20 protein-coding genes are annotated in these 22,392 nt (G+C 55.6%); 10 read left to right on the top strand and 10 right to left on the bottom strand.

Features of this window, described 5'->3' with window-relative positions:
• Positions 1 to 59: 59 nt before the first annotated feature.
• Both JLG71_RS01020 and ghrB read left to right on the top strand, forming a co-directional pair.
• A complete protein-coding gene (locus JLG71_RS01020; RefSeq protein ID WP_004855346.1) occupies positions 60 to 1,340 on the top strand; it encodes an MFS transporter in 1,281 nt (426 codons plus the stop codon).
• Positions 1,341 to 1,364: 24 nt separating this feature from the next.
• Positions 1,365 to 2,336 (top strand): glyoxylate/hydroxypyruvate reductase GhrB, encoded by a 972-nt coding sequence (gene ghrB / locus JLG71_RS01015; protein ID WP_025106791.1) that lies wholly within the window; start codon positions 1,365 to 1,367, stop codon positions 2,334 to 2,336.
• A gap of 57 nt (positions 2,337 to 2,393) precedes the next feature.
• Here ghrB and JLG71_RS01010 read toward each other — a convergent pair whose 3' ends face one another.
• On the bottom strand, positions 2,394 to 3,104 hold the full coding sequence (locus JLG71_RS01010; protein WP_004126443.1) for a DUF3053 domain-containing protein: 711 nt from the start codon (positions 3,102 to 3,104) through the stop codon (positions 2,394 to 2,396).
• Between the two features lie 441 nt (positions 3,105 to 3,545).
• Between JLG71_RS01010 and JLG71_RS01005 the strand changes: the two genes are divergently transcribed.
• The 3 genes from JLG71_RS01005 (at position 3,546) to cspE (ending at position 5,907) form a co-directional block, all read left to right on the top strand.
• On the top strand, positions 3,546 to 4,904 hold the full coding sequence (locus tag JLG71_RS01005; protein ID WP_004855352.1) for an MFS transporter: 1,359 nt from the start codon (positions 3,546 to 3,548) through the stop codon (positions 4,902 to 4,904).
• A 236-nt stretch (positions 4,905 to 5,140) separates the two neighbouring features.
• Complete coding sequence (locus JLG71_RS01000) at positions 5,141 to 5,434, top strand: HTH-type transcriptional regulator (RefSeq protein ID WP_004106774.1); 294 nt, start codon at positions 5,141 to 5,143, stop codon at positions 5,432 to 5,434.
• 260 nt (positions 5,435 to 5,694) lie between these two features.
• Positions 5,695 to 5,907 (top strand): transcription antiterminator/RNA stability regulator CspE, encoded by a 213-nt coding sequence (cspE, locus tag JLG71_RS00995; protein WP_004126446.1) that lies wholly within the window; start codon positions 5,695 to 5,697, stop codon positions 5,905 to 5,907.
• 99 nt (positions 5,908 to 6,006) lie between these two features.
• Here the strand turns inward: cspE and JLG71_RS00990 are convergent, their stop codons facing one another.
• From JLG71_RS00990 to JLG71_RS00970, 5 genes are all read right to left on the bottom strand, one after another.
• Positions 6,007 to 7,626: an ATP-binding cassette domain-containing protein gene (locus JLG71_RS00990; protein ID WP_064380487.1), complete on the bottom strand. Its 1,620-nt coding sequence runs from the start codon at positions 7,624 to 7,626 to the stop codon at positions 6,007 to 6,009.
• Positions 7,627 to 7,928: 302 nt separating this feature from the next.
• Entirely contained in the window at positions 7,929 to 8,081 is a 153-nt protein-coding gene (hokA, locus tag JLG71_RS00985; RefSeq protein ID WP_004106778.1) for a type I toxin-antitoxin system toxin HokA, read from the bottom strand.
• A 327-nt stretch (positions 8,082 to 8,408) separates the two neighbouring features.
• Complete coding sequence (gene glyS, locus JLG71_RS00980) at positions 8,409 to 10,478, bottom strand: glycine--tRNA ligase subunit beta (protein WP_025106788.1); 2,070 nt, start codon at positions 10,476 to 10,478, stop codon at positions 8,409 to 8,411.
• Between the two features lie 9 nt (positions 10,479 to 10,487).
• Positions 10,488 to 11,399 (bottom strand): glycine--tRNA ligase subunit alpha, encoded by a 912-nt coding sequence (gene glyQ, locus JLG71_RS00975; protein ID WP_004126458.1) that lies wholly within the window; start codon positions 11,397 to 11,399, stop codon positions 10,488 to 10,490.
• A gap of 127 nt (positions 11,400 to 11,526) precedes the next feature.
• Complete coding sequence (locus JLG71_RS00970; protein WP_014227200.1) at positions 11,527 to 11,832, bottom strand: YsaB family lipoprotein; 306 nt, start codon at positions 11,830 to 11,832, stop codon at positions 11,527 to 11,529.
• A gap of 180 nt (positions 11,833 to 12,012) precedes the next feature.
• Here JLG71_RS00970 and JLG71_RS00965 point away from each other — a divergent pair, with 180 nt between their 5' ends.
• A complete protein-coding gene (locus JLG71_RS00965; RefSeq protein WP_025106787.1) occupies positions 12,013 to 13,008 on the top strand; it encodes an acyltransferase in 996 nt (331 codons plus the stop codon).
• A 36-nt stretch (positions 13,009 to 13,044) separates the two neighbouring features.
• Here JLG71_RS00965 and yiaA read toward each other — a convergent pair whose 3' ends face one another.
• The 4 genes from yiaA to xylA all read right to left on the bottom strand — a co-directional run bounded on the left by yiaA (position 13,045) and on the right by xylA (position 16,936).
• The gene (gene yiaA, locus JLG71_RS00960; protein ID WP_200913938.1) at positions 13,045 to 13,485 is read right to left on the bottom strand and encodes an inner membrane protein YiaA; all 441 of its coding nucleotides are present in this window, start codon (positions 13,483 to 13,485) and stop codon (positions 13,045 to 13,047) included.
• A gap of 34 nt (positions 13,486 to 13,519) precedes the next feature.
• Positions 13,520 to 13,894 (bottom strand): inner membrane protein YiaB, encoded by a 375-nt coding sequence (gene yiaB, locus JLG71_RS00955; RefSeq protein ID WP_025106785.1) that lies wholly within the window; start codon positions 13,892 to 13,894, stop codon positions 13,520 to 13,522.
• A 168-nt stretch (positions 13,895 to 14,062) separates the two neighbouring features.
• On the bottom strand, positions 14,063 to 15,517 hold the full coding sequence (xylB, locus tag JLG71_RS00950; protein ID WP_014227203.1) for a xylulokinase: 1,455 nt from the start codon (positions 15,515 to 15,517) through the stop codon (positions 14,063 to 14,065).
• A gap of 96 nt (positions 15,518 to 15,613) precedes the next feature.
• Positions 15,614 to 16,936, bottom strand: coding sequence for a xylose isomerase (gene xylA, locus JLG71_RS00945; RefSeq protein WP_014227204.1), 1,323 nt, complete (start codon positions 16,934 to 16,936; stop codon positions 15,614 to 15,616).
• A gap of 374 nt (positions 16,937 to 17,310) precedes the next feature.
• Here xylA and xylF point away from each other — a divergent pair, with 374 nt between their 5' ends.
• From xylF to xylR, 4 genes are all read left to right on the top strand, one after another.
• A complete protein-coding gene (xylF, locus tag JLG71_RS00940; RefSeq protein WP_014227205.1) occupies positions 17,311 to 18,303 on the top strand; it encodes a D-xylose ABC transporter substrate-binding protein in 993 nt (330 codons plus the stop codon).
• Between the two features lie 64 nt (positions 18,304 to 18,367).
• Positions 18,368 to 19,909, top strand: coding sequence for a xylose ABC transporter ATP-binding protein (locus JLG71_RS00935; RefSeq protein WP_154919562.1), 1,542 nt, complete (start codon positions 18,368 to 18,370; stop codon positions 19,907 to 19,909).
• Positions 19,887 to 21,068, top strand: a complete 1,182-nt coding sequence (xylH, locus tag JLG71_RS00930) for a xylose ABC transporter permease XylH (RefSeq protein WP_032751665.1) — start codon at positions 19,887 to 19,889, stop codon at positions 21,066 to 21,068. Before JLG71_RS00935 ends, xylH begins: the two co-directional genes overlap by 23 nt.
• 122 nt (positions 21,069 to 21,190) lie before the next feature.
• Complete coding sequence (gene xylR, locus JLG71_RS00925; protein WP_004126484.1) at positions 21,191 to 22,369, top strand: D-xylose utilization transcriptional activator XylR; 1,179 nt, start codon at positions 21,191 to 21,193, stop codon at positions 22,367 to 22,369.
• Positions 22,370 to 22,392: the final 23 nt, after the last annotated feature.

Below are 22,392 nucleotides of genomic sequence, written 5' to 3'. Positions count from 1 at the left end.
AGCGCGGCGTAACGGATCTTTTCTATGATGAGCGTCACCTCACTCACAGAGGCAAACCTATGAATAGTTCGACGAATGCAACAAAACGCTGGTGGTACATCATGCCTATCGTGTTTATCACGTATAGCCTGGCATATCTCGACCGCGCTAACTTCAGCTTCGCTTCGGCGGCCGGTATTACTGAAGATCTGGGGATCACCAAAGGTATCTCCTCCCTGCTGGGGGCGCTGTTTTTCCTCGGCTACTTCTTCTTTCAGATCCCCGGCGCGATTTACGCCGAACGCCGCAGCGTACGCAAACTCATTTTTATCTGCCTGATCCTGTGGGGCGCCTGCGCCTCGCTGACCGGGATGGTGCACAATATTCCCGCGCTGGCGGCGATTCGCTTTATTCTCGGCGTCGTCGAGGCCGCGGTCATGCCGGCGATGCTGATTTACATCAGCAACTGGTTTACTAAATCTGAACGCTCTCGCGCCAATACCTTCCTGATCCTCGGCAACCCGGTGACGGTGCTGTGGATGTCGGTGGTGTCCGGTTACCTGATTCAGGCCTTCGGCTGGCGGGAAATGTTTATTATCGAAGGCGTTCCGGCGGTGATTTGGGCCTTCTGCTGGTGGGTGCTGGTAAAAGACAAACCTTCGCAGGTCAACTGGCTGGCGGAAAGCGAAAAAGCCGCGTTGCAGGAGCAGCTGGAGCGTGAACAGCAGGGAATCAAACCGGTGCGCAACTACGGCGAAGCCTTCCGCTCGCGCAACGTTGTCCTGCTGTGCATGCAGTATTTCGCCTGGAGCATCGGGGTTTATGGTTTCGTTCTGTGGCTGCCGTCAATTATCCGCAGCGGCGGCGAGAATATGGGCATGGTCGAGGTCGGCTGGCTCTCATCCGTCCCCTATCTGGCGGCGACCATCGCGATGATCGTGGTCTCCTGGGCCTCCGATAAAATGCAGAACCGCAAGCTGTTTGTCTGGCCGCTGCTGCTGATTGCCGCCTTCGCCTTTATTGGTTCCTGGGCCGTTGGCGCCAACCATTTCTGGGTCTCTTATACCCTGCTGGTGATTGCCGGCGCGGCGATGTACGCCCCCTACGGACCGTTCTTCGCCATCATTCCTGAGATGCTGCCGCGCAACGTCGCCGGAGGCGCCATGGCCCTGATTAACAGCATGGGCGCGCTGGGTTCGTTCTTCGGCTCATGGTTTGTCGGTTACCTGAACGGTACCACCGGCAGCCCCGCAGCCTCGTACATTTTCATGGGAGTGGCGCTTTTCGTCTCGGTATGGCTTACTTTGATTGTTAAGCCTGCTAATAATCAAAAACTTCCGCTCGGCGCACGTCACGCCTGAAACCTTAACGCAACGGAGAACCGCATGAAGCCGTCAGTCATTCTCTACAAAACGCTTCCCGACGACCTGCAACAGCGTCTGGAACAACACTTTACCGTCACCCAGGTGAAAAACCTGCGTCCGGAGACCGTTTCACAGCACGCCGACGCGTTCGCTGAAGCGGTAGGTCTGCTGGGTTCCAGCGAAAAAGTCGATACCGCGTTACTGGAGAAAATGCCCAAGCTTCGTGCGACCTCGACCATCTCCGTCGGCTATGACAACTTCGACGTCGATGCGCTGAATGCGCGCAAAGTGCTGCTGATGCACACCCCGACGGTACTGACCGAGACCGTCGCCGATACCGTGATGGCGCTGGTATTAAGCACCGCGCGTCGGGTGGTTGAGGTGGCTAACCGCGTGAAGGCCGGCGAGTGGACCAAAAGCATCGGTCCGGACTGGTTTGGCAACGATGTGCACCATAAAACCCTCGGTATCGTCGGGATGGGGCGTATCGGAATGGCGCTTGCCCAGCGCGCCCACGCGGGCTTTGGTATGCCGATCCTCTACAACGCCCGCCGCCAGCACCCTCAGGCAGAGGAGCGCTTTAACGCCCGCTACTGCGATCTCGATACCCTGCTGGAGGAAGCGGATTTTGTCTGTCTGATCCTGCCGCTGACCGACGAGACTCATCATCTGTTCGGCAAAGCGCAGTTTGCCAAAATGAAGTCCTCCGCCATCTTTATTAACGCCGGGCGCGGCCCGGTGGTGGATGAGAAAGCGCTGATTGCCGCACTGCAGGAAGGTGAAATTCATGCCGCCGGCCTCGACGTTTTCGAACAAGAGCCGCTGGCGAAAGACTCCCCGCTGCTAAATATGCCAAACGTGGTCGCCGTGCCGCATATTGGCTCAGCCACGCATGAAACCCGCTATAACATGGCGGCCTGCGCGGTGGATAATCTGATTGATGCCCTGAACGGCAACGTTGAGAAGAACTGCGTGAATCCGCAGGTGAAGTGAGAAGTGAAAAAAGAAAACCCGGGCTAAGGTGAAGCCTTGCCCGGGCTGTCAGAGCCGTTAACGCGTCGCGTTAACTGCCGCGGTCCACGCCTGATTAAAGGCCTGGTGCTGAGCGGCCAGCGGCCCAATCAGCGTATTGTACTGACTGGCCTGCTGCGAAGTCGGGAACTGAATACCGTTCGCCACAAAGCTGACCTGGGTTTCTTGCTGAGCGATAAAATCACCCACCTGCACCAGCTGTTGGGTAAATACCTGCGCTGCCGGAATTAACGGCTGTAGCGCATTCGCCGGCGCCGTCACGACTTTGTTATAGACCTGGTCGAAGACCGGCTTGAGATCGTCGCCCTGTTTCAGCGCGCCGTGGGCGGCATCCGCCTGTATTTTTGCGTTCTCCAGCTGCTGGCTCAGTACGCCCAAAGCGCCGTTTGCCTGACGCAGCGGCTCGCGTTGGGTAACATAATCCTGCGGTACGCGGATCGCGTTCACGCTATCAACCACCGGACGTAAACCCGCATCCATCGCCTGGCTTACCTGCTGTGAATAGCCGTAAATCACCGCGTAATCGGAAACGAAAGGCCCGAACTGTTTTTTCTGATCGGCGGTCAGCGTCGGCAGACGTTCGCCGCTACGCATTGCCGTATTTTGCAGGAAGTCGATAAACGCTTTGCGCTGATCGCCTTCTTTATCAAAACACCCACTCAGGCTAACCACCATTAACAGGGCCGCAATAGCCGCAAACCAGCGAGAGCAGGACTTTCCTGTCGCCATTTTTTTACTCCTTTCAGCCAAAAAAAGCGCAAACAGACACACACGTGCCAGACGCTGACAAGGATAGTCCAGGTCGGCCTTGCAGGATACCTTTTCCTGACAATCTTCCTCCCTGAAAGCCGGTTTTTTAGCGTTTTAGCGACCAGTCGCGTCGGCTGTTAAGTTCATCACAATTACCGCTATCATCCGGCATTCGGCTGAAACGCTTAACAAATTGATTTTGTTATTATTAATTTATTCTCTCTTCTGCACGGGTCGCAAAGTGGACGATAATCGCACGCTTCCCTTTTCGCCTGCATTGCCTGAACCGCCGTTCGATGATTTTATTAAATGAGCGATTAACGGCTTTTTGTTCGATAATCGCACAAACAACATCAACGACCGCGAGGGAGATAACAATAATCTATCTCTGTCCCCCGCTCTGCCTGCCAGGAATGCCGCATGAAGAAAACAACCATCGATATTCAGGCTTTTATCAATGAACATCCCTTCACGAAATACCAGTGGATGATTCTGGCCTTATGTTTTATCACCGTCGCGATGGACGGATTCGATACCGCGATAATCGGCTTTATCGCCTCTGACCTGGTGCAGGAATGGGGCGTCGAAAAATCGGCGTTAGGCCCGGTTATGAGCGCCGCCTTAGTCGGGCTCGCGGTCGGTGCGCTGACCGCCGGACCGCTCGCCGACCGCGTTGGGCGGAAAAAAGTTCTGATTATGTCCATCGTGGTTTTCGGTGGCTTCAGCCTGCTGACCGCCTTTGCTACCAGCCTTAACCAGCTGACGTTGCTGCGTTTTCTTACCGGCCTTGGCCTGGGCGCCGCCATGCCGAACGCCGCGACGCTGATGAGCGAATACGCCCCAGAGCGGCGTAGGGCTCTGATGGTTAACCTGATGTTCGTCGGCTTTCCGATGGGCTCCTCGCTGGGCGGCTTCCTCTCCGCCTGGATGATCCCCCATTACGGCTGGCAAAGCGTGCTGGTGCTTGGCGGCGTGATGCCGCTGCTGCTGGCGGTAGTGCTGATCTTTCTTCTGCCGGAATCCGCGCGCTATATGGTGGTCAAACGCCAGCCTGCCCAGCGTATCGCCGCGATCCTGCGCCGCATCGCGCCTGTTCCCGAGCAGGCGGAATTTGAACTACGCGAAGCGGGCCAGGTAAAGGAGAAATCGTCCATCGGCGTGATTTTCTCACCGCGCTACGCCGTCGGCACCGTCATGCTGTGCCTGACCTACTTTATGGGCCTGCTGATCTTCTATTTGCTGACCAGCTGGCTGCCGCTGCTCATCCGCGAAACCGGTGCGACGATGAGCCAGGCCTCTATTATCACCGCGCTGTTCCCGCTGGGTGGCGGGATTGGTGTGCTTATCCTCGGCGCGCTGATGGATAAGCTCAACCCAAACAAAGTGGTGGCCGTGGGCTGGCTGCTGACCGGCGTGTTCGTTTGTCTGGTTGGTTTCTCGACCCATAACCTGCTGCTGATGGGGATAATGGTATTTATCGCCGGCAGCATTATGAACGGCGCGCAATCATCAATGCCTGCGCTGGCCGCCGGTTTCTATCCCACCCAGGGACGCGCGACCGGCGTGGCCTGGATGTTAGGGATTGGCCGCTTTGGCGGCATTCTCGGCGCCTTTAGCGGCGCGTTCCTGATGCAGGCCCAGCTCTCTTTCGAAACGATTTTCTCCTTGCTGGCAATCCCGGCCTTCCTGTCGGCCACCGCGCTGCTGGTCAAATATAAGCTTGGCCAACGGCAACCTCCGGCGGCCCAGGGTGAAGTGGAGAAGCTCCAAAAGGCGTAACTCACCGGCCAGCGGGCGCGCGCTGGCCTTTTCCGCTTTTCTTCTTATCTGTTTACAATAATTTGCTTATCGGCTCTCTCTATTACTTTTCAGCATGTTATATCGCCCGACGCGGCGCGAAAGAACCTCGGGTGATAAATAATTACCAGGGTAAGCATTCCTGGCCTTTTTTTCCGACTATTCTTAAGAGGCTCTACATAATTCACCCTCCGCCGTATGAAAGAGAGGAGTTCTCAATGGAATATAAAGATCCTGCATTTGAACTGCTGAGCAACCTTGAACAAATTATTTTTAAAGATCAGGCTCAGGCGGCCTCGCTGACGCGTAAGCCCGCCGCATGCATTGAATTTGACCAGCTACGCAAAGGTACCGGGCTGAAAATAGATGATTTTGCCAACGCCATGGGCGTCAGCGTAGCAATGGTACAAGAGTGGGAATCGAGACGCGTAAGGCCTTCTCCCACAGAGCTTAAGCTGATGCGCCTGATCCAGGCGAATCCGCAGCTTTCAAGACAGCTTATTGATTCATAATTTTAGCGTTTATGGGTTTCGGCTAGCGGTCCTGCCAAAGGACCGTTTTCATGCCAACGAAAAAAAAGTTTGCTATCACAACGTGAACATGCGTTAATGCTCGCAGGTTTGAAGTAAAGACCACAGAGCATTCGAATAGAGCAGTCCTTCAAAGGTTATCCGTTGATACCCCGGTAGTGAACTTTCCCTTTATCGCTTTAAATCTGTAGTCCAGACCGTAACGCCGCAAGGCTCATTTATTTTTTTAAAGGTAATTCACTATGTCCGGTAAAATGACTGGTATCGTAAAATGGTTCAACGCTGACAAAGGCTTTGGCTTCATCACTCCTGACGATGGTTCTAAAGACGTGTTCGTACACTTCTCTGCTATCCAGAACGAAGGCTACAAATCTCTGGACGAAGGTCAGAAAGTTTCCTTCACCATCGAAAGCGGCGCTAAAGGCCCGGCAGCTGGCAACGTAACCAGCCTGTAAGCTTAAAAAGCTCAAAATTATTAAGTCCCTGCCAAACGGCGGGGATTTTTTTATTTGCGCCTTAAGTCACCGCCATCCATCGATGGCGGTTTTTTGCATTTATAGCCTCTCAACGCTCCAGCCCTCTTCCCGCCATGCCAGGCAATGGGTCAGCTTCAGCGCCCGTAAAAAAGCTTCATCATGCGACACCACCAGCATCGCGCCGGGAAACTGTGCCAGCGCTTTTTCAATCGCCAGAGTGGACGCCAGGTCCAGATGGTTAGTGGGCTCATCCAACAGCAGCAGCTGCGTAGCCTCCCGTCGCCAGAGCACGCAGGCCAGCGCCGCTTTTAATCTTTCGCCTCCGCTCAGAACCGATAGCGGTAGATGGACTTTGTCCGCCCCCAGCTGTAGCTGCGCCAGCTGGCTGCGCAGCACACCTTCTTCTAAGGGCGTATCACCGAGATTCAGGTGCGCCATGATAGACAATGACAGGTCCAGCTGGCTCAGATGCTGATCCAGATACGCCGCGTTGACCGATAAGCGGCAGCTTCCTGAGAGCGGCGGCTGCAGGCCCAACAGCGTTTTAAGCAACGTTGTTTTACCGCAGCCGTTAGGGCCGCGCAGCGCCACGCGCATCGGCCCATCTATACGCCAGTCCAGCGCTGCCATCGGTGAATGGGTCAGCCGCAACGCGTCCAGCTCCAGCACCTGCTTTCCCGCAGCGACCTGGCTACCGGGCAGAGTAAACATCACCGGGTTGTCTTCCTCTACCCGCTCACGCGCTTGCTCTATCGCATCGTTGAGGATGCTGCTTTGTTCACGATGCTGGCGCTTAAGGGTGCCGGGACGCTCTTTTGCCGCCCCTTTCCAGGCAACACGCTCAAATGAAGCGATATTGAGCGTGTCGATAGTGCGCAATGTCTGCGCCGAGCGGCGCCGGCAGGCATCGTGCTCTTTTTGCATCCGCGCCCGGGTTCGTCGCCTTTCAGTAACCGCATGCTCCAGCGCGGCGCGAGCCGCCTGCTGCTCCAGCTCACGCTGCTGCTGATAATCCACATAATTGCCGCCGTAGCTGCGCAAAGCCGCGGATGCCAGCTCGAGGATGCGCGGCATTTGGGTCAGTAGCTCCCGATCGTGGCTGGCGATCAACGCCCCTCCGCGCCATTGCTCAAGCTGCTGATATAGCCACGCGCGGCCTTGTCGGTCGAGATGGTTGGTGGGTTCGTCAAGCAGGAGGAAATCCGCGTCGGACAGGAACGCTCCGCACAGCTGCGCCTTCACTCTTTCCCCGCCGCTCAGCGAAGAGGCGAGCCGTCCGGGGGAAAATTCTCCTAAGCCAGCGGCCTGGAATCCTGCATTCAGGCGCTCCGGGAGATCCCAAAAGCCATCAAGACGTTCAAGATCGTCGGCTCGCCCTTCGCCCCGTTCAAGACGAGCCAGAGCAGAAAAAACGAATTCGACACCAAGCCATTCCGCCAGCGTCGTATCAGGAAACATGACATGCTGCTGAGCAACGTAGCTCACCGAAGCCACACGTTCGATATGGCCGCTCGACGGCGAGTCCAGGCCCGCCAGCAAACGCAATAATCGGGTTTTACCGACGCCATTGCGCCCGACAAGCCCGCAGAGGGTGCCTTCCAGCGATAAATTCAGCGGACCAAAAAGCGTATCTCCCGTCGCTAACTGACAGGTGACCTGATGCAAAAGAAAAGAGGGGGACCGGGCACAATGAGCCATAAGCACTCCTGAATGAAATCAATACCTCCCCTGCTCGCAAATAGCGCGAAGCAAGGCGTGAAATTCATCAGTCGTGTTTGTTCATTTGGCGCGTGCTCTCCGGTGAGACGAGGGATTCGTCGGGCCATAGGATAGCCATACCCCGGTATACATTTCAAGCCTGTTTTTTCGACAGGCCGTGAATCCGGAAAAAAAGCCTCCTGGTTTCAGGAGGCGAAATAATGATTTCATGAAAAAAACAGGGTGCTATAAGAATGCTTAACGCCGTAAGAATGGCGGAGATCGCTCTCCGCCACCGTCTCTTACGTTTTAATCCCACAGGCTAAGAACGCCACCAGCTCAATATTCCCCTGCCTGAGCTGTAATTCACACAGCGAATCACGCACCATCCAGGTAAATAATAAAATAGTGAAGCAAATCACTATTAAGCTAAACAACAGATACTTTTGCGGCATTCCTCGCCTCCCGTGTTGATTTTCAACAGGTAAGAGGCTACTCTTATGGTGTTCATGCATAGGGGAGCCTCACTTTGATTTATCATCAGGTGGGGCTTTTCTCTGTTTGTCTCCCGCTGAACGCCTGAGACAAACAGTCTCAAGCACCCGTCAGCATTCTACCGTAAATATCTGACCAGACTACGTTGGCATATTCCTAAAATAATTCCCGGCAATCAATGAAAATAACGAAAATATCAATCAGCGAATTATTAATGGTTCGCTTACTTATATTTTTAGTATAAAAAAACCTGCCCGCAGGCAGGTTTTTTATTATTACCCATTCACTTACTGCAGCAGGGAAATATCCGCTACCTGCAGGAACAGATCGCGCAGCTTGGACAGCAGCGTCAGACGGTTTACGCGCACATCCTGGTCTTCTGCGTTCACCATCACGTTCTCGAAGAACTCATCCACCGGCTCGCGCAGGGACGCCAGCTCAATCAGCGCATCCTGGTAACGCCCTTCGGCGAAGTACGGCTGCAGCTTATCGCGCAGCACGACTAAATTGCCTGCCAGCTTGATTTCAGCCGCTTCTTTCAGTACGGAGGCGTGAACGATATCGTTCAGCGTCACGTCTGATTTCGCCAGAATGTTGGATACACGCTTGTTCGCCGCCGCCAGGGCGGAGGACTCTTCGAGGGTACGGAAGTGGGAAACCGCCTTCATACGCGCATCGAAGTCTGCCGGACGGGTTGGACGACGCGCCAGTACCGCCTGAATCGTGTCGACGGTATAGCCTTCATCCTGATACCAGGCGCGGAAGCGCCCCAGCATGAAGTCGATAACATCGTCGACCACGTTGCCATTCGTCAGCTTGTCGCCGTACAGACGCACCGCTTCTTCAGTCAGCGTTTGCAGATCCAGATTCAGGTTCTTCTCAACGATGATACGCAGCACGCCCAGCGCGGCACGACGCAGCGCAAACGGGTCTTTATCGCCTTTCGGATGCTGGCCGATACCGAAGATACCCGCCAGGGTGTCCATCTTATCGGCAATCGCCACGGCGCAGGCCACCGGGTTAGACGGCAGGTCATCGCCGGCAAAGCGCGGCTGATACTGCTCGTTCAGGGCAACGGCAACGTCTTCCGCTTCGCCATCATGGCGCGCGTAGTGCATCCCCATCACGCCCTGCGTGTCGGTGAACTCGAAGACCATGTTGGTCATCAGATCGCACTTGGAGAGCAGGCCCGCGCGGGTAGCGTGATTGACGTCCGCGCCAATCTGCTCAGCGATCCAGCCGGCCAGCGCCTGAATACGATCGGTCTTATCGCGCAGCGTACCCAGCTGCTGCTGGAACAGCACGGTTTGCAGACGCGGAAGGTTATCTTCCAGACGTTTTTTACGGTCGGTATTGAAGAAGAACTCAGCGTCCGCCAGACGCGGACGCACCACTTTTTCGTTACCGGAAATAATCTGGGTCGGATCTTTCGATTCGATGTTGGCGACGAAGATAAAATTCGGCAGCAGCTTGCCCGCGTTGTCGTAAACCGGGAAGTACTTCTGGTCCCCTTTCATGGTGTAAACCAGCGCTTCGGCAGGCACCGCAAGGAATTTTTCTTCGAACTTCGCGGTGAGGACCACCGGCCATTCAACCAGTGAAGTCACCTCTTCCAGCAGGCTTTCGCTCAGATCGGCGTTGCCGCCAATTTTACGCGCCGCTTCTTCCGCATCGGCTTTAATTTTGGCTTTACGCTGTTCGTAATCGGCGATGACTTTACCGCGCTCCAGCAGGATCTGCGGATACTGATCGGCATTGTCGATAGTGAACTCCGCCTCACCCATAAAGCGGTGGCCGCGAATAACGCGATCGGACTGCACGCCCAGAATGGTGGCCGGGATCACTTTGTCGCCCAGCAGCAGGGTCACGGTATGAACCGGACGCACGAAGTGGACGTCGGACGCGCCCCAGCGCATCAGTTTCGGGATCGGCAGCTTCGCCAGCGAGGTCGCGATCATGTTCGGCAGCAGCGCTTCGGTGCTCTCGCCTTTCACGTGGGCACGATACAGCAGCCATTCGCCTTTATCGGTCGTCAGACGTTCAGCCTGATCGACGGTGATACCGCAGCCGCGCGCCCAGCCTTCGGCCGCTTTGCTCGGGTGGCCGCTGGCGTCAAACGCCTGGGCAATCGCCGGGCCGCGTTTTTCAACTTCACGGTCTGCCTGCGCAGCCGCCAGATTCGCCACTTTCAGCGCCAGACGGCGCGGTGCGGCAAACCATTCAACTTTACCGTGCGCGAGGCCAGCGTTATCCAGCTCTGCGGTCACGTTCGCAGCAAAGGATTCAGCCAGGCTGCGCAGTGCTTTTGGTGGCAGCTCTTCAGTGCCGATTTCCACCAGGAAAGTTTTCTCAGACATGGCCGCCTCTTATTTATTCTTGTTGCACATCGGGAAGCCCAGGGCTTCACGGGAAGCATAGTAAGCTTCAGCCACTGCTTTGGTCAGGGTGCGAATGCGCAGGATATAGCGCTGACGCTCGGTGACGGAGATGGCTTTACGCGCGTCCAGCAGGTTAAAGCTATGGGCGGCTTTCAGAATGCGCTCGTAGGCAGGCAGCGGCAGCGGGTTTTCCAGCGCCAGCAGCTGCTGGGCTTCTTTCTCATACTGCTCGAAGCAGGAGAACAGGAAGTCCACGTCGGCATATTCGAAGTTATAGGTGGATTGCTCCACTTCGTTCTGATGGAACACGTCGCCGTAGGTCGTTTTACCCAGCGGGCCATCGCTCCAGACCAGATCGTAAACGCTGTCGACACCCTGGATATACATCGCCAGACGTTCCAGACCGTAGGTGATCTCGCCGGTGACCGGCTTACACTCCAGACCGCCAACCTGCTGGAAGTAGGTGAACTGCGTGACTTCCATACCGTTCAGCCACACTTCCCAACCCAGACCCCAGGCGCCCAGCGTCGGGTTTTCCCAGTTGTCTTCGACGAAGCGAATGTCGTGGATGGTCGGATCCATACCCAGCTCTTTCAGAGACCCAAGGTACAGCTCCTGGATATTATCCGGAGAGGGTTTTATCACCACCTGGAACTGATAGTAGTGCTGTAAACGGTTCGGGTTTTCACCGTAGCGACCATCGGTCGGACGGCGGGAAGGCTGCACGTAGGCGGTCGCCATCGGCTCGGGACCCAATGCGCGTAAGCAGGTCATCGGGTGAGAGGTGCCTGCGCCGACTTCCATGTCCAGTGGTTGAACAATGGTGCAGCCCTGGCGAGCCCAGTAATCCTGTAAGGTCAGGATCAGGCCCTGGAAGGTCCTGGTATCAAACTTTTGCATATGATTTCGTGCTGGATACGTGTGGATTTAAAGGAAGGAGCCAGTATACCCGCTGGCTGCGAGATATACAGTATGAAACGGGATTGTTTAGGGAAAATTGCGGAAATAAGCGCCACCGTGGGCGCGTTTAGCGCATGGAAAGATGCAAAAACTGTCCGTCCGGGTCAAAAGAACAGATAAAACGTTCATTCCGCGCAGTCTTGCCCGAAAGCTCGTAGCTCCCCTGAAACTGCTCGAAATGGCTGATGTCAACCTGGCGCACGCCTGTACTATAACGAACGGCGGCATTATCCTTGCAAAGCTGCGCCATATTGAGGGTAGCCTGCGGCGTTATCCGTGCTTTCTGCGCCTTCTGCACTGGCGGAGACGGCGTCGCGCTACAGCCCGCCAGCAGGCACAGCAGTAGTCCAGAAAACACATATTTCATCACCATTTTTTCTCGACCGCCTTGTTAGTAAATTGTTATCGTGCAGGTTACGTTAAATAATCGGCACATTGTGCGAATTGGGCCACACCTCGACAAGTCTATGCCGAAAAACTCGGATTATTCCACTGCGATACCAGCGTATAAGGGCGGTCAGACCCTTTCTGAGAAGGAGAAACAGAGGCACTGATGCAGGAAAAAATTCACTGGATTACTCATTTGCGCGGCATTGCCTGCATGATGGTGGTCATGATTCATAGTACCACCTGGTATATCACGCATCCGCACACCATCAGCCTGCTGGAGTGGGATCTCGCCAATATCCTCAACTCGGCATCTCGCGTCAGCGTCCCCCTGTTTTTCATGATTTCAGGCTATCTGTTTTTCGGCGAGCGCAGCGCCCAGCCCCGCCATTTTCGGCGTATCGCGCTGTGCATTCTCTTTTATAGCGCGCTGTCGCTGCTCTATATCACCTTGTTTACCCACATCAACGTTGAACTGTCGCTGAGAAATTTGCTGCAGAAACCGGTGTTCTACCATCTGTGGTTCTTCTTCGCTATCGTGGTCATTTACCTGCTTTCTCCGCTGGTGCAGGTTAAGCAGGTGAGCGGCAGGATGCTGCTGGCGCTGATGCTGGTGCTGGGTATTCTGGCAAACCCCAATATGGTCCCGGTGAAAGCCGCAGGCGTTGAATGGCTGCCGCTCAATCTCTATATCAACGGCGATACGTTCTACTACGTGATGTACGGCGTATTAGGGCGGGCAATCGGCACGCTGGATACCGATAAAAAATGGCTGACTGCGCTCTGCGCTGGGCTATTCATCACGGGAGTATGGGTAATATCACGCGGCACGCTGCACGAACTGCGCTGGCGCGGCGATTTTGGTGATACCTGGTATTTATACTGCGGCCCCGCGGTTTTTGTCTGCGCGCTCGCCCTGCTGACGCTGGTAAAAAATACGCTCAATACGCGTCAGCTGCCGTTTATTGCGCTTATTGCGCGCCATTCGTTAGGCATTTACGGATTTCATGCGCTGATTATTCACGCGCTGCGCGCCAGCGGACTGGAGCTGACCCGCTGGCCAATGTTGGATATTGCCTGGATATTCAGCGCTGCGCTGCTGGGTAGCCTGGCGCTATCAATGTTGGTACAGCGCATTGACAGCCGCCGGCTGGTGAGCTGAAAAACGGCGCCTGCGGTTCAACGCCGGCGCCGTCGTTTACTCAGCGGGCTCTTCCGTGACTGCGCCGACCTCGCTTAGAGAAGAACGATCCCAGACATCACGTATATTCTTCTGCACCGCCACGGCGCCGAAAAGGCTTAAAAAGAACGCCAGGCCATAAAAGCCTTTCTCACTGAGCATCAGCGTTGCGTTCCACAATCCCACCGCCAGCAGACCCACAGCAATCGCAAAGGCGATCAGGCAGGACAAGTAATACATCGTAGTGGTTGGGATCTTTTCGTATTTATCACGCACCGTCTTTTGATAAGAGGCGGCGGAAAAAAGCCCCAGAACCAGTACGGCAAAATAGTAGCCCTTTTCATTGAGCTCCATCTGCGCGTTCCACAGGCCAATCAGATACGTCAGGATGCCGCCAACCAGCGCAATCCATGAGATCAGATGAAACGCGGGTGAATATGTCGTCTCTTTCGTTTCCATTTGTAACTACCTCTCTTCGCTGTCCGCTGACAGCTTATTCCACTGAGTTATTGCGAGCTTTATCCGTGACTTTAGCGGGATAAGGCGTTGCCGACGCGCCGTACATACAGACAAACCACGCCATCACGTAAATACTTTTTTCACGCCACGGAGCCGGGACAAACCAGGCGCCGACCAGCAGCAATCCCGCCGACAGCAGCACCACCAGCCGGCACAGAGAGATAAAATCGCCGTCTCGCTGTGCTTCTTGCGCCGTTCGCTGATGCGTGAGCACAGCAAACATCCCCATGACCAGAACGCCCAGAAAATAGCCTTTACCGCTAAATAATGGGCAGGTTCGCCAGATTCCCACCAGATAAACCAGTGCGCCAATAGACATCAACAGCCTTGCAATAAGATTGTTTTTCATGGTGCCTCCCTGGCATAAGACAGGCCCCATTGTGGACTGGCAGAACGCGTTTATCCGTACTTTTCGTCCCTGAAACGATAAATTCAGAATATATAAATACACTCGATAACTACATGAATTTAAAATTATTCATGAGATGAATTCGCCCCATCGACAGGGGCGAAAGAATCAGGACATCAGCGGTAAAAGCTGCTGATAAATCTGGCGGAAGGTTTCCCGGCGAGGGGCGTAACGAGCAAAGCGCTCGGCATCAGGACGATGAGCCTGTTCCAGCGGGAGCTGAGGAAGTAGATCGGAAAACGCGATATTTTGATGCAACGCCAGCTGGGCCAGCCGCGCCGCGCCAAGCGCGGGGCCGACGTCACCGCCGGTGCGGAAATCCAGCTGCTGGCCGCTAATATCCGCCAACATTTGCCGCCAGTAGGCGCTGCGCGCGCCGCCGCCGATAAGCGTGACGCTCTCGGGCTTCACGCCGCAGGCGTGAACCACATCCATACCGTCCGCCAGCGCATAACCGACGCCCTCCAGCACCGCCCGCGCCAGTTCCGCCGGACCATGTTGATGAGTCAGGCCGAAAAAGACGCCTTTGGCCTGCGGATTATTGTGCGGCGTACGTTCACCGGAGAGATAGGGCAGGAACCAGACCGGATCGGCATCGTCGTTCGCCGCTTCCGCCGCCGCAATCAGCGCCGGAACCGTGCCGAGGCCGGTTAATGTCGCCGCCCAATCGAGGCAGGAAGCCGCGCTCAGCATGACCGACATCAGATGCCAGCGCCCGGGCAGCGCGTGGCAGAAACTGTGTACGGCGCTTTCCGGCTTGCTCAGAAAGCCGTCGCTGACGGCAAAGTAGACGCCGGAGGTCCCCAGCGACAGCATCGCCTGGCCCGCATCCGCCATGCCAACACCCACCGCCCCCGCCGCGTTGTCGCCGCCGCCGGCCACCACCAGCGCTTCCGGCATATTCCACGACTGCGCGACGGCCGGGCGCAGCGAACCCGTCACTTCACATCCTTCGAACAGCGCCGGCATGTTATCGCGGCTCAGACCGCAGGCGGCGAGCATCTCATCGCTCCAGTCGCGGCGCGCCACGTCCATCCACATCGTTCCGGCGGCATCGGACATATCGCTGGCAAACTCACCGGTCATGCGCAAACGTAAATAATCTTTTGGCAGCAGGACTTTATCGACCTGTTTGAAGATCTCAGGCTCGTGACGTTGTACCCACAGCAGCTTCGGCGCGGTAAATCCCGGCATCATCAGGTTGCCGGTTATCTGCCGCGAACGGCTGACGTTCTCTTCCAGCAGCGCGCACTCTTCACCGCAGCGGCCATCATTCCATAAAATTGCCGGGCGCAGGACGCGCTGTTGCTTATCCAGCAGCGTCGCGCCGTGCATCTGGCCCGCAATACCTAACGCTTTGACTTCGCGCAGCGAGTGCTGCGCGCCCAGCGCTTTCATCGCGCGGTCCGTCGCCAGCCACCAGTGCTCAGGATCTTGTTCAGACCATAAAGGGTGCGGACGCGACACGTTGAGCTTTTCGGTATGCGAAGCCACGACCTCGCCCTGCTCGTTGAGCAGAATAGCCTTGACGCCCGAGGTGCCCAGATCAATCCCGATATACATACAGCCTCTCCTTACTGACGCGCCACGGCTAAGCGTGGCGCGAATAAAGCATCGGTTATCGCCAATGCCCGGGCTCGCCGGGCATCATCGCCCTCATTAGCGATCAAAGAGGTAACGGTTAACCACGTTTTCCAGCAGTTCCTGATGGCCGCTCTGGTGCTCCGGCGCCAGGTTATGCTGAGTGGCATACTGGGCAATGTCCGCCAGGTTCATCTGGCCTTTCAGTATCTGCTGACCCAGCTCGCCGTTCCAGCCGGCATAGCGCCTGGCGACGCGTTTATCCAGCTCGCCGTCTTCAATCATACGAGCAGCGACTTTTAACGCCAGCGCCATGGTGTCCATCGCGCCAATGTGGCCGTAGAACAGGTCGTATTTGTCGGTGCTCTGACGACGCACTTTAGCATCAAAGTTCAGGCCGCCGGTGGTGAAGCCGCCCGCTTTCAGGATTTCGTACATCACCAGCGCATTCTCTTCAACGCTGTTCGGGAACTGGTCGGTATCCCAGCCCAGCTGCGGGTCGCCGCGGTTAGCATCAACGGAACCAAACAGACCCAGAGCAATGGCGGTCGCAATTTCGTGGTGGAAAGTGTGGCCGGCCAGCGTCGCGTGGTTCGCTTCGATGTTCAGTTTGATCTCTTTTTCCAGGCCGAACTGTTTCAGGAAGCCATAGACGGTAGACGCGTCGTAATCGTACTGATGCTTGGTTGGCTCCTGCGGTTTAGGTTCAATCAGCAGCGTGCCCTGGAAACCGATTTTATGTTTATGCTCCACGACCAGCTGCATAAAGCGGCCAATCTGCTCGCGCTCCTGGCGCAGGTCGGTATTGAGCAGAGTTTCATAGCCTTCGCGGCCGCCCCACAGGACGTAGTTTTCCCCGCCCAGTTTGTGGGTCGCATCCATCGCGGTCACCACCTGAGTGGCCGCCCAGCTGAACACTTCCGGATCCGGGTTGGTTGCCGCACCGGCACCGTAACGCGGGTTCGTAAAGCAGTTTGCCGTACCCCACAGCAGCTTGACGCCGCTCTGCTGCTGTTTTTCCGCCAGCACATCCACCATCTGCGCGAAGTTGTTGGCATACTCTTTCAACGACGCCCCTTCCGGAGAAACGTCAACGTCGTGGAAGCAGTAATACGGTACGTTTAGTTTTTGGAAAAACTCAAACGCGACATCGGCTTTGCGTTTCGCCATTTCCAGCGCTTCGCCCGGCTGCTGCCACGGGCGGTTAAAGGAGCCCACGCCGAACATATCAGCGCCGTTCCAGCAGAAGGTGTGCCAGTAGCAGGCCGCAAAGCGCAGGTGCTCTTCCATCCGTTTGCCCAGGACCAGCTCATCCGGATTGTAATGACGGAAAGCCAGTGGGTTAGCGGATTTCGGGCCTTCATAACGAACGCGATCGAGCTGATCAAAATAGGTCTGCATAATGAACTCCATATTCAGGGATGCGGCGAGTAATAAGTCATAAGCCAATATAGAATTCTCTTTTTAGTTTCCTCAATTACGTTATTTCACACTGTGATTGAGAGAATCCACAAACGTGCGCCAGGTCGCAAAAACAATAGAACAACGCCCTCACTTCGCTGCTTACGCCACGAGAGATCAATGAAATACGATGAGAACTAATTATTAAAGTACGATCGCGGTCATAAATTAACAAATAAACAAAATTTCATAACGGCAAAATAAGCATAGATAATTGCCAGCGCTCCTTTCCGCGTTAAAAATCTGCTACGTATCAGGCCGTTTATTTTTATCGTTCGTCTTATCCTGCACTTTACAAAAAAGGTGTTATTATTATGAAGATAAAGAACCTTTGCCTAACGCTCTGTGCTTCACTCCTCCTCACCAGCCTGTCGGGCATTGCGAAAGAAGTCAAAATTGGCATGGCGATTGACGACCTGCGCCTTGAGCGCTGGCAAAAAGATCGCGATATTTTTGTCAATAAAGCTGAATCATTAGGTGCAAAAGTATTCGTCCAGTCAGCCAATGGCAACGAAGAAACGCAAATGTCGCAAATCGAAAATATGATTAATCGCGGCGTCGACGTTCTGGTTATTATTCCCTATAACGGTCAGGTGCTGAGTAATGTGATAAAAGAGGCTAAACAGGAGGGAATTAAAGTTCTCGCCTACGATCGTCTCATCAATAACGCCGATATTGATTTCTATATTTCTTTTAATAATGAGAAAGTTGGCGAAATGCAGGCGCAAAGCCTGGTCAATAAAGTGCCTCAGGGCAACTATTTCTTAATGGGCGGCTCGCCGGTAGACAATAACGCCAAGCTTTTCCGCGCTGGCCAAATGAAAGTTCTTAAGCCCTATATTGATGAAGGAAAAATTAAAGTCGTCGGCGATCAGTGGGTCGACGGATGGCTGCCAGAAAATGCGTTGAAGATTATGGAAAACGCCCTGACCGCCAACAATAACAAAATTGATGCGGTCGTCGCCTCTAACGATGCCACCGCCGGCGGCGCCATTCAGGCGTTAAGCGCCCAGGGGCTCGCAGGCAAAGTGGCGATTTCCGGCCAGGATGCCGACCTCGCCGGCGTGAAGCGCATTATCGCTGGCACTCAGACGATGACCGTTTACAAACCGATCGCTGACCTTGCCACCACCGCAGCAGAGATCGCCGTCGAACTGGGCAACGATAAGCAACCGAAGGCCGACGCCACGCTCAACAACGGCCTCAAAGATGTGCCTTCCCGGCTGCTGACGCCCATTGAGGTCAATAAAGACAACATTGACCAGACGGTAATCAAAGACGGTTTCCACAAAAAAAGCGAGCTGTAATCTCTGACGCCCTCTCCCGGGGGCGTTGCCCCATCCAGCCGGATATCGCTTATGTGGAGTCTCTATGTCCTGGTTACTCGAAATGAAAAACATTACTAAAACCTTCGGTACGGTGAAGGCGATTGATAATGTCAGTCTGCGGCTTAACGCCGGAGAAGTGGTCTCGCTGTGCGGCGAAAACGGCTCCGGTAAATCCACGCTCATGAAGGTCCTTTGCGGAATATATCCGCACGGTAGCTATGAGGGAGAGATTATTTTTTCCGGGGAAACGTTGCGGCCGGGCCATATACGCGATACCGAGCGCAAAGGGATTGCCATCATTCATCAGGAGCTGGCGCTGGTAAAACATCTGACCGTTCTGGAGAATATTTTTCTCGGCGCGGAGATCTCCCGCCACGGTCTGCTGGATTACGAAACCATGACCTTACGCTGCGAAAAGCTGCTGGCCCAGGTCAATTTAGCCATATCACCCGATACCCGCGTCGGCGATTTGGGCCTTGGCCAGCAGCAGCTGGTCGAAATAGCAAAAGCGCTGAATAAACAGGTACGGTTGTTAATTCTCGACGAACCCACCGCCTCGTTAACGGAGCAGGAGACGGCAATTCTGCTGAATATTATTCGCGATCTGCAAAATCACGGTATTGCCTGTATTTACATTTCCCACAAGCTCAATGAAGTCAAAGCCATCTCCGACACCATCTGCGTGATCCGCGATGGGCAGCATATCGGTACCCGTAACGCTGACGGCATGAACGAAGATGACATTATCACCATGATGGTCGGCCGCGAGCTTACCGCCCTCTATCCAAGCGAAGCCCACAACTGCGGCGAGGAAATCCTGCGGGTGGAAAACCTGACGGCCTGGCACCCGGTGAATCGCCATATTAAGCGGGTCAATGACGTCTCCTTTTCGCTGCGGCGCGGTGAAATACTGGGGATCGCCGGGCTGGTCGGCGCGGGCCGTACCGAAGCGGTCCAGTGCCTGTTCGGCGTCTGGCCGGGCCGCTGGCAGGGAAAAATCTTTATTGATGGCCAGCAGGTGACGATTCACAGCTGCCAGCAGGCTATTGCGCAGGGCATCGCCATGGTACCGGAAGACAGAAAGAAAGACGGTATTGTGCCGGTCATGGCAGTGGGTAAAAACATCACCCTCGCCGCGTTAAACCAGTTTACCGGTCCGCTGAGCAGCCTTGACGATGCCGGAGAGCAGCACTGTATTCAGCAATCCATCCAGCGTTTGAAGATCAAAACCTCATCGCCGGAGCTGGCGATCGGTCGCCTGAGCGGCGGCAATCAGCAAAAGGCGATCCTCGCCCGCTGCCTGCTGCTGAACCCGCGCATTCTGATACTCGATGAGCCCACCCGCGGCATCGACATCGGCGCCAAGTACGAAATCTACAAGCTGATTAATCAGCTGGTGCAGCAGGGGATCGCCGTCATTGTCATTTCATCCGAACTACCCGAAGTGCTGGGGCTAAGCGACCGGGTGCTGGTGATGCATGAAGGTAAATTGAAGGCTAATTTGATCAACCAGGGCCTGACCCAGGAACAGGTGATGGAAGCCGCACTGAGGAGCGAACGCCATGTCGAAGAACACGTCGTCTGAAATGAAACTCACCCCGCCTGCCGCTGGCGCGCTATCGGGGCTGAAGGGGATGAACCTCCAGGTATTCGTGATGATCGCCGCTATCGTGGCCATTATGCTGTTTTTCACCTGGACCACCGAAGGCGCTTATCTGAGCGCGCGTAATATCTCCAACCTGCTGCGCCAGACCGCCATTACCGGCATTCTCGCGGTCGGCATGGTGTTTGTGATTATTTCCGCCGAGATCGATCTCTCCGTCGGCTCAATGATGGGGCTGCTCGGCGGCGCAGCGGCAATATTTGATGTCTGGCTGGGCTGGCCGCTACCGCTGACCATTGTGGTCACCCTGGCGCTTGGCCTGCTGCTGGGGGCCTGGAACGGTTGGTGGGTTGCCTATCGTAAAGTCCCCTCGTTTATCGTGACGCTCGCCGGCATGCTGGCATTTCGCGGTATTTTGATAGGCATTACCAACGGGACCACCGTCTCTCCCACCAGCCCGGCGATGTCGCAAATCGGCCAGAGCTATCTGCCTGATGGCATTGGCTTTGGTATCGGCGTGGCGGGCATGGCGGCCTTTATCATCTGGCAGTGGCGCGGCCGTATGCGACGTCAGGCTCTCGGCCTCTCCACGCCCGCCTCCGCTTCAGCCGTTGGCCGCCAGACGATTACCGCCGTTATTGTGCTGGGCGCCATCTGGCTGTTAAACGACTATCGCGGCGTCCCGACGCCGGTACTGATTCTCGCCGCGCTGCTGCTGGCGGGCATGTTTATGGCCACCCGTACCGCGTTTGGGCGCCGCATCTACGCCATCGGCGGCAACCTGGAGGCCGCGCGTCTATCCGGCATCAGCGTGGAACGCACCAAGCTGGCGGTGTTCGCCATTAATGGCCTGATGGTGGCGATTGCCGGGTTGATTCTCAGCTCGCGTCTTGGCGCCGGTTCCCCTTCCGCCGGCAACATCGCCGAACTGGACGCCATCGCCGCCTGCGTGATCGGAGGTACCAGCCTCGCCGGCGGCGTCGGCAGCGTCGCGGGCGCGGTCATGGGCGCTTTTATCATGTCCGCGCTGGACAACGGCATGAGCATGATGGACGTCGCCACCTTCTGGCAGTACATCGTTAAAGGGGTCATTTTATTGCTCGCGGTATGGATGGATTCCGCCACGAAACGCCGAAGCTGAGGGCTGTGAAAAAAAATGCCCGAATTATTTGCGCTACCGCCAAACTTAGGCACAAGTAGCTTGAAAAAATCCGGGCATTGGCCGGTATTGTATGGCCTGCAAGAGAGACCAGGAACAACACTATGTTTGAAAAGCGTCACCGAATTACGCTGTTATTCAATGCCAACAAAGCCTACGATCGCCAGGTCGTTGAGGGCGTCGGCGAATATTTACAAGCATCGCAACTGGAATGGGATATCTTCATTGAGGAAGATTTTCGGGCACGAATTGAAAACATCAAAGAGTGGTTAGGCGACGGCGTTATTGCCGATTACGACGATCCGGAAATTGAAAACCTGCTGATCGACGTGAATGTTCCGATTGTCGGCGTCGGCGGCTCCTTCCACCGCCCGGAGTGCTATCCGCCGGTTCACTATATCGCCACCGACAACGCCGCGCTGGTTGAGAGCGCCTTCCTGCATCTGAAGGAAAAAGGCATTAACCGCTTCGCCTTTTACGGCCTGCCCGCTTCCAGCTGTAAAGGCTGGGCCGCCGAGCGCGAACACGCGTTTTGCCAGCTGGTCGCCAGAGAGAAATATCGCGGCGTGGTCTATCAGGGGCTCGAGACGGCGCCGGAAAACTGGCAGCACGCGCAAAACCGCCTCGCCGACTGGCTGCAAACCCTGCCGCCGCAAACCGGCATCATCGCCGTTACCGACGCCCGCGCGCGCCACGTATTACAGGCCTGCGAGCGGCTGCATATCCCCGTCCCGGAAAAGCTGTGCGTTATCGGCATAGATAACGAAGAGCTTACCCGCTACCTGTCGCGCGTGGCGCTCTCCTCCGTTGCGCAGGGCACCCGTCAGATGGGCTACCAGGCGGCAAAGCTGCTGCATCGCCTGCTGGAGAATGAAGAGCTGCCGCTTCAGCGTCAGCTTATCCCGCCGATGCGCGTGGTAGAACGCCGCTCCACCGACTACCGTTCGCTCACTGATCCTTCGGTCATTCAGGCGATGCACTATATCCGTAACCACGCCTGTAAAGGGATTAAAGTTGAGCAGGTGCTGGACGCCGTGGGGATTTCCCGCTCGAATCTGGAAAAGCGCTTCAAAGAGGAAGTCGGCGAAACCATTCATACGGTGATCCACAGCGAGAAGCTGGAAAAAGCGCGCAGTCTGCTGGTATCAACCACCCTATCGATTAACGAAATCTCCCAGATGTGCGGCTATCCATCGCTGCAGTATTTCTATTCGGTGTTTAAGAAAGAGTACGACGTGACGCCGAAGGAGTACCGCGACCGGCACAGCGAAGTCATGATGTAGCGCGCAAAGAAAAATGCCCGGGC

The organism is Klebsiella michiganensis (assembly GCF_015139575.1).
In the GTDB taxonomy this organism is placed as follows: Bacteria; Pseudomonadota; Gammaproteobacteria; order Enterobacterales; family Enterobacteriaceae; genus Klebsiella; species Klebsiella michiganensis.
The sequence above is the reverse complement of the archived record's forward strand: the minus strand, read 5'-3'. Positions and strand labels throughout refer to the sequence as shown.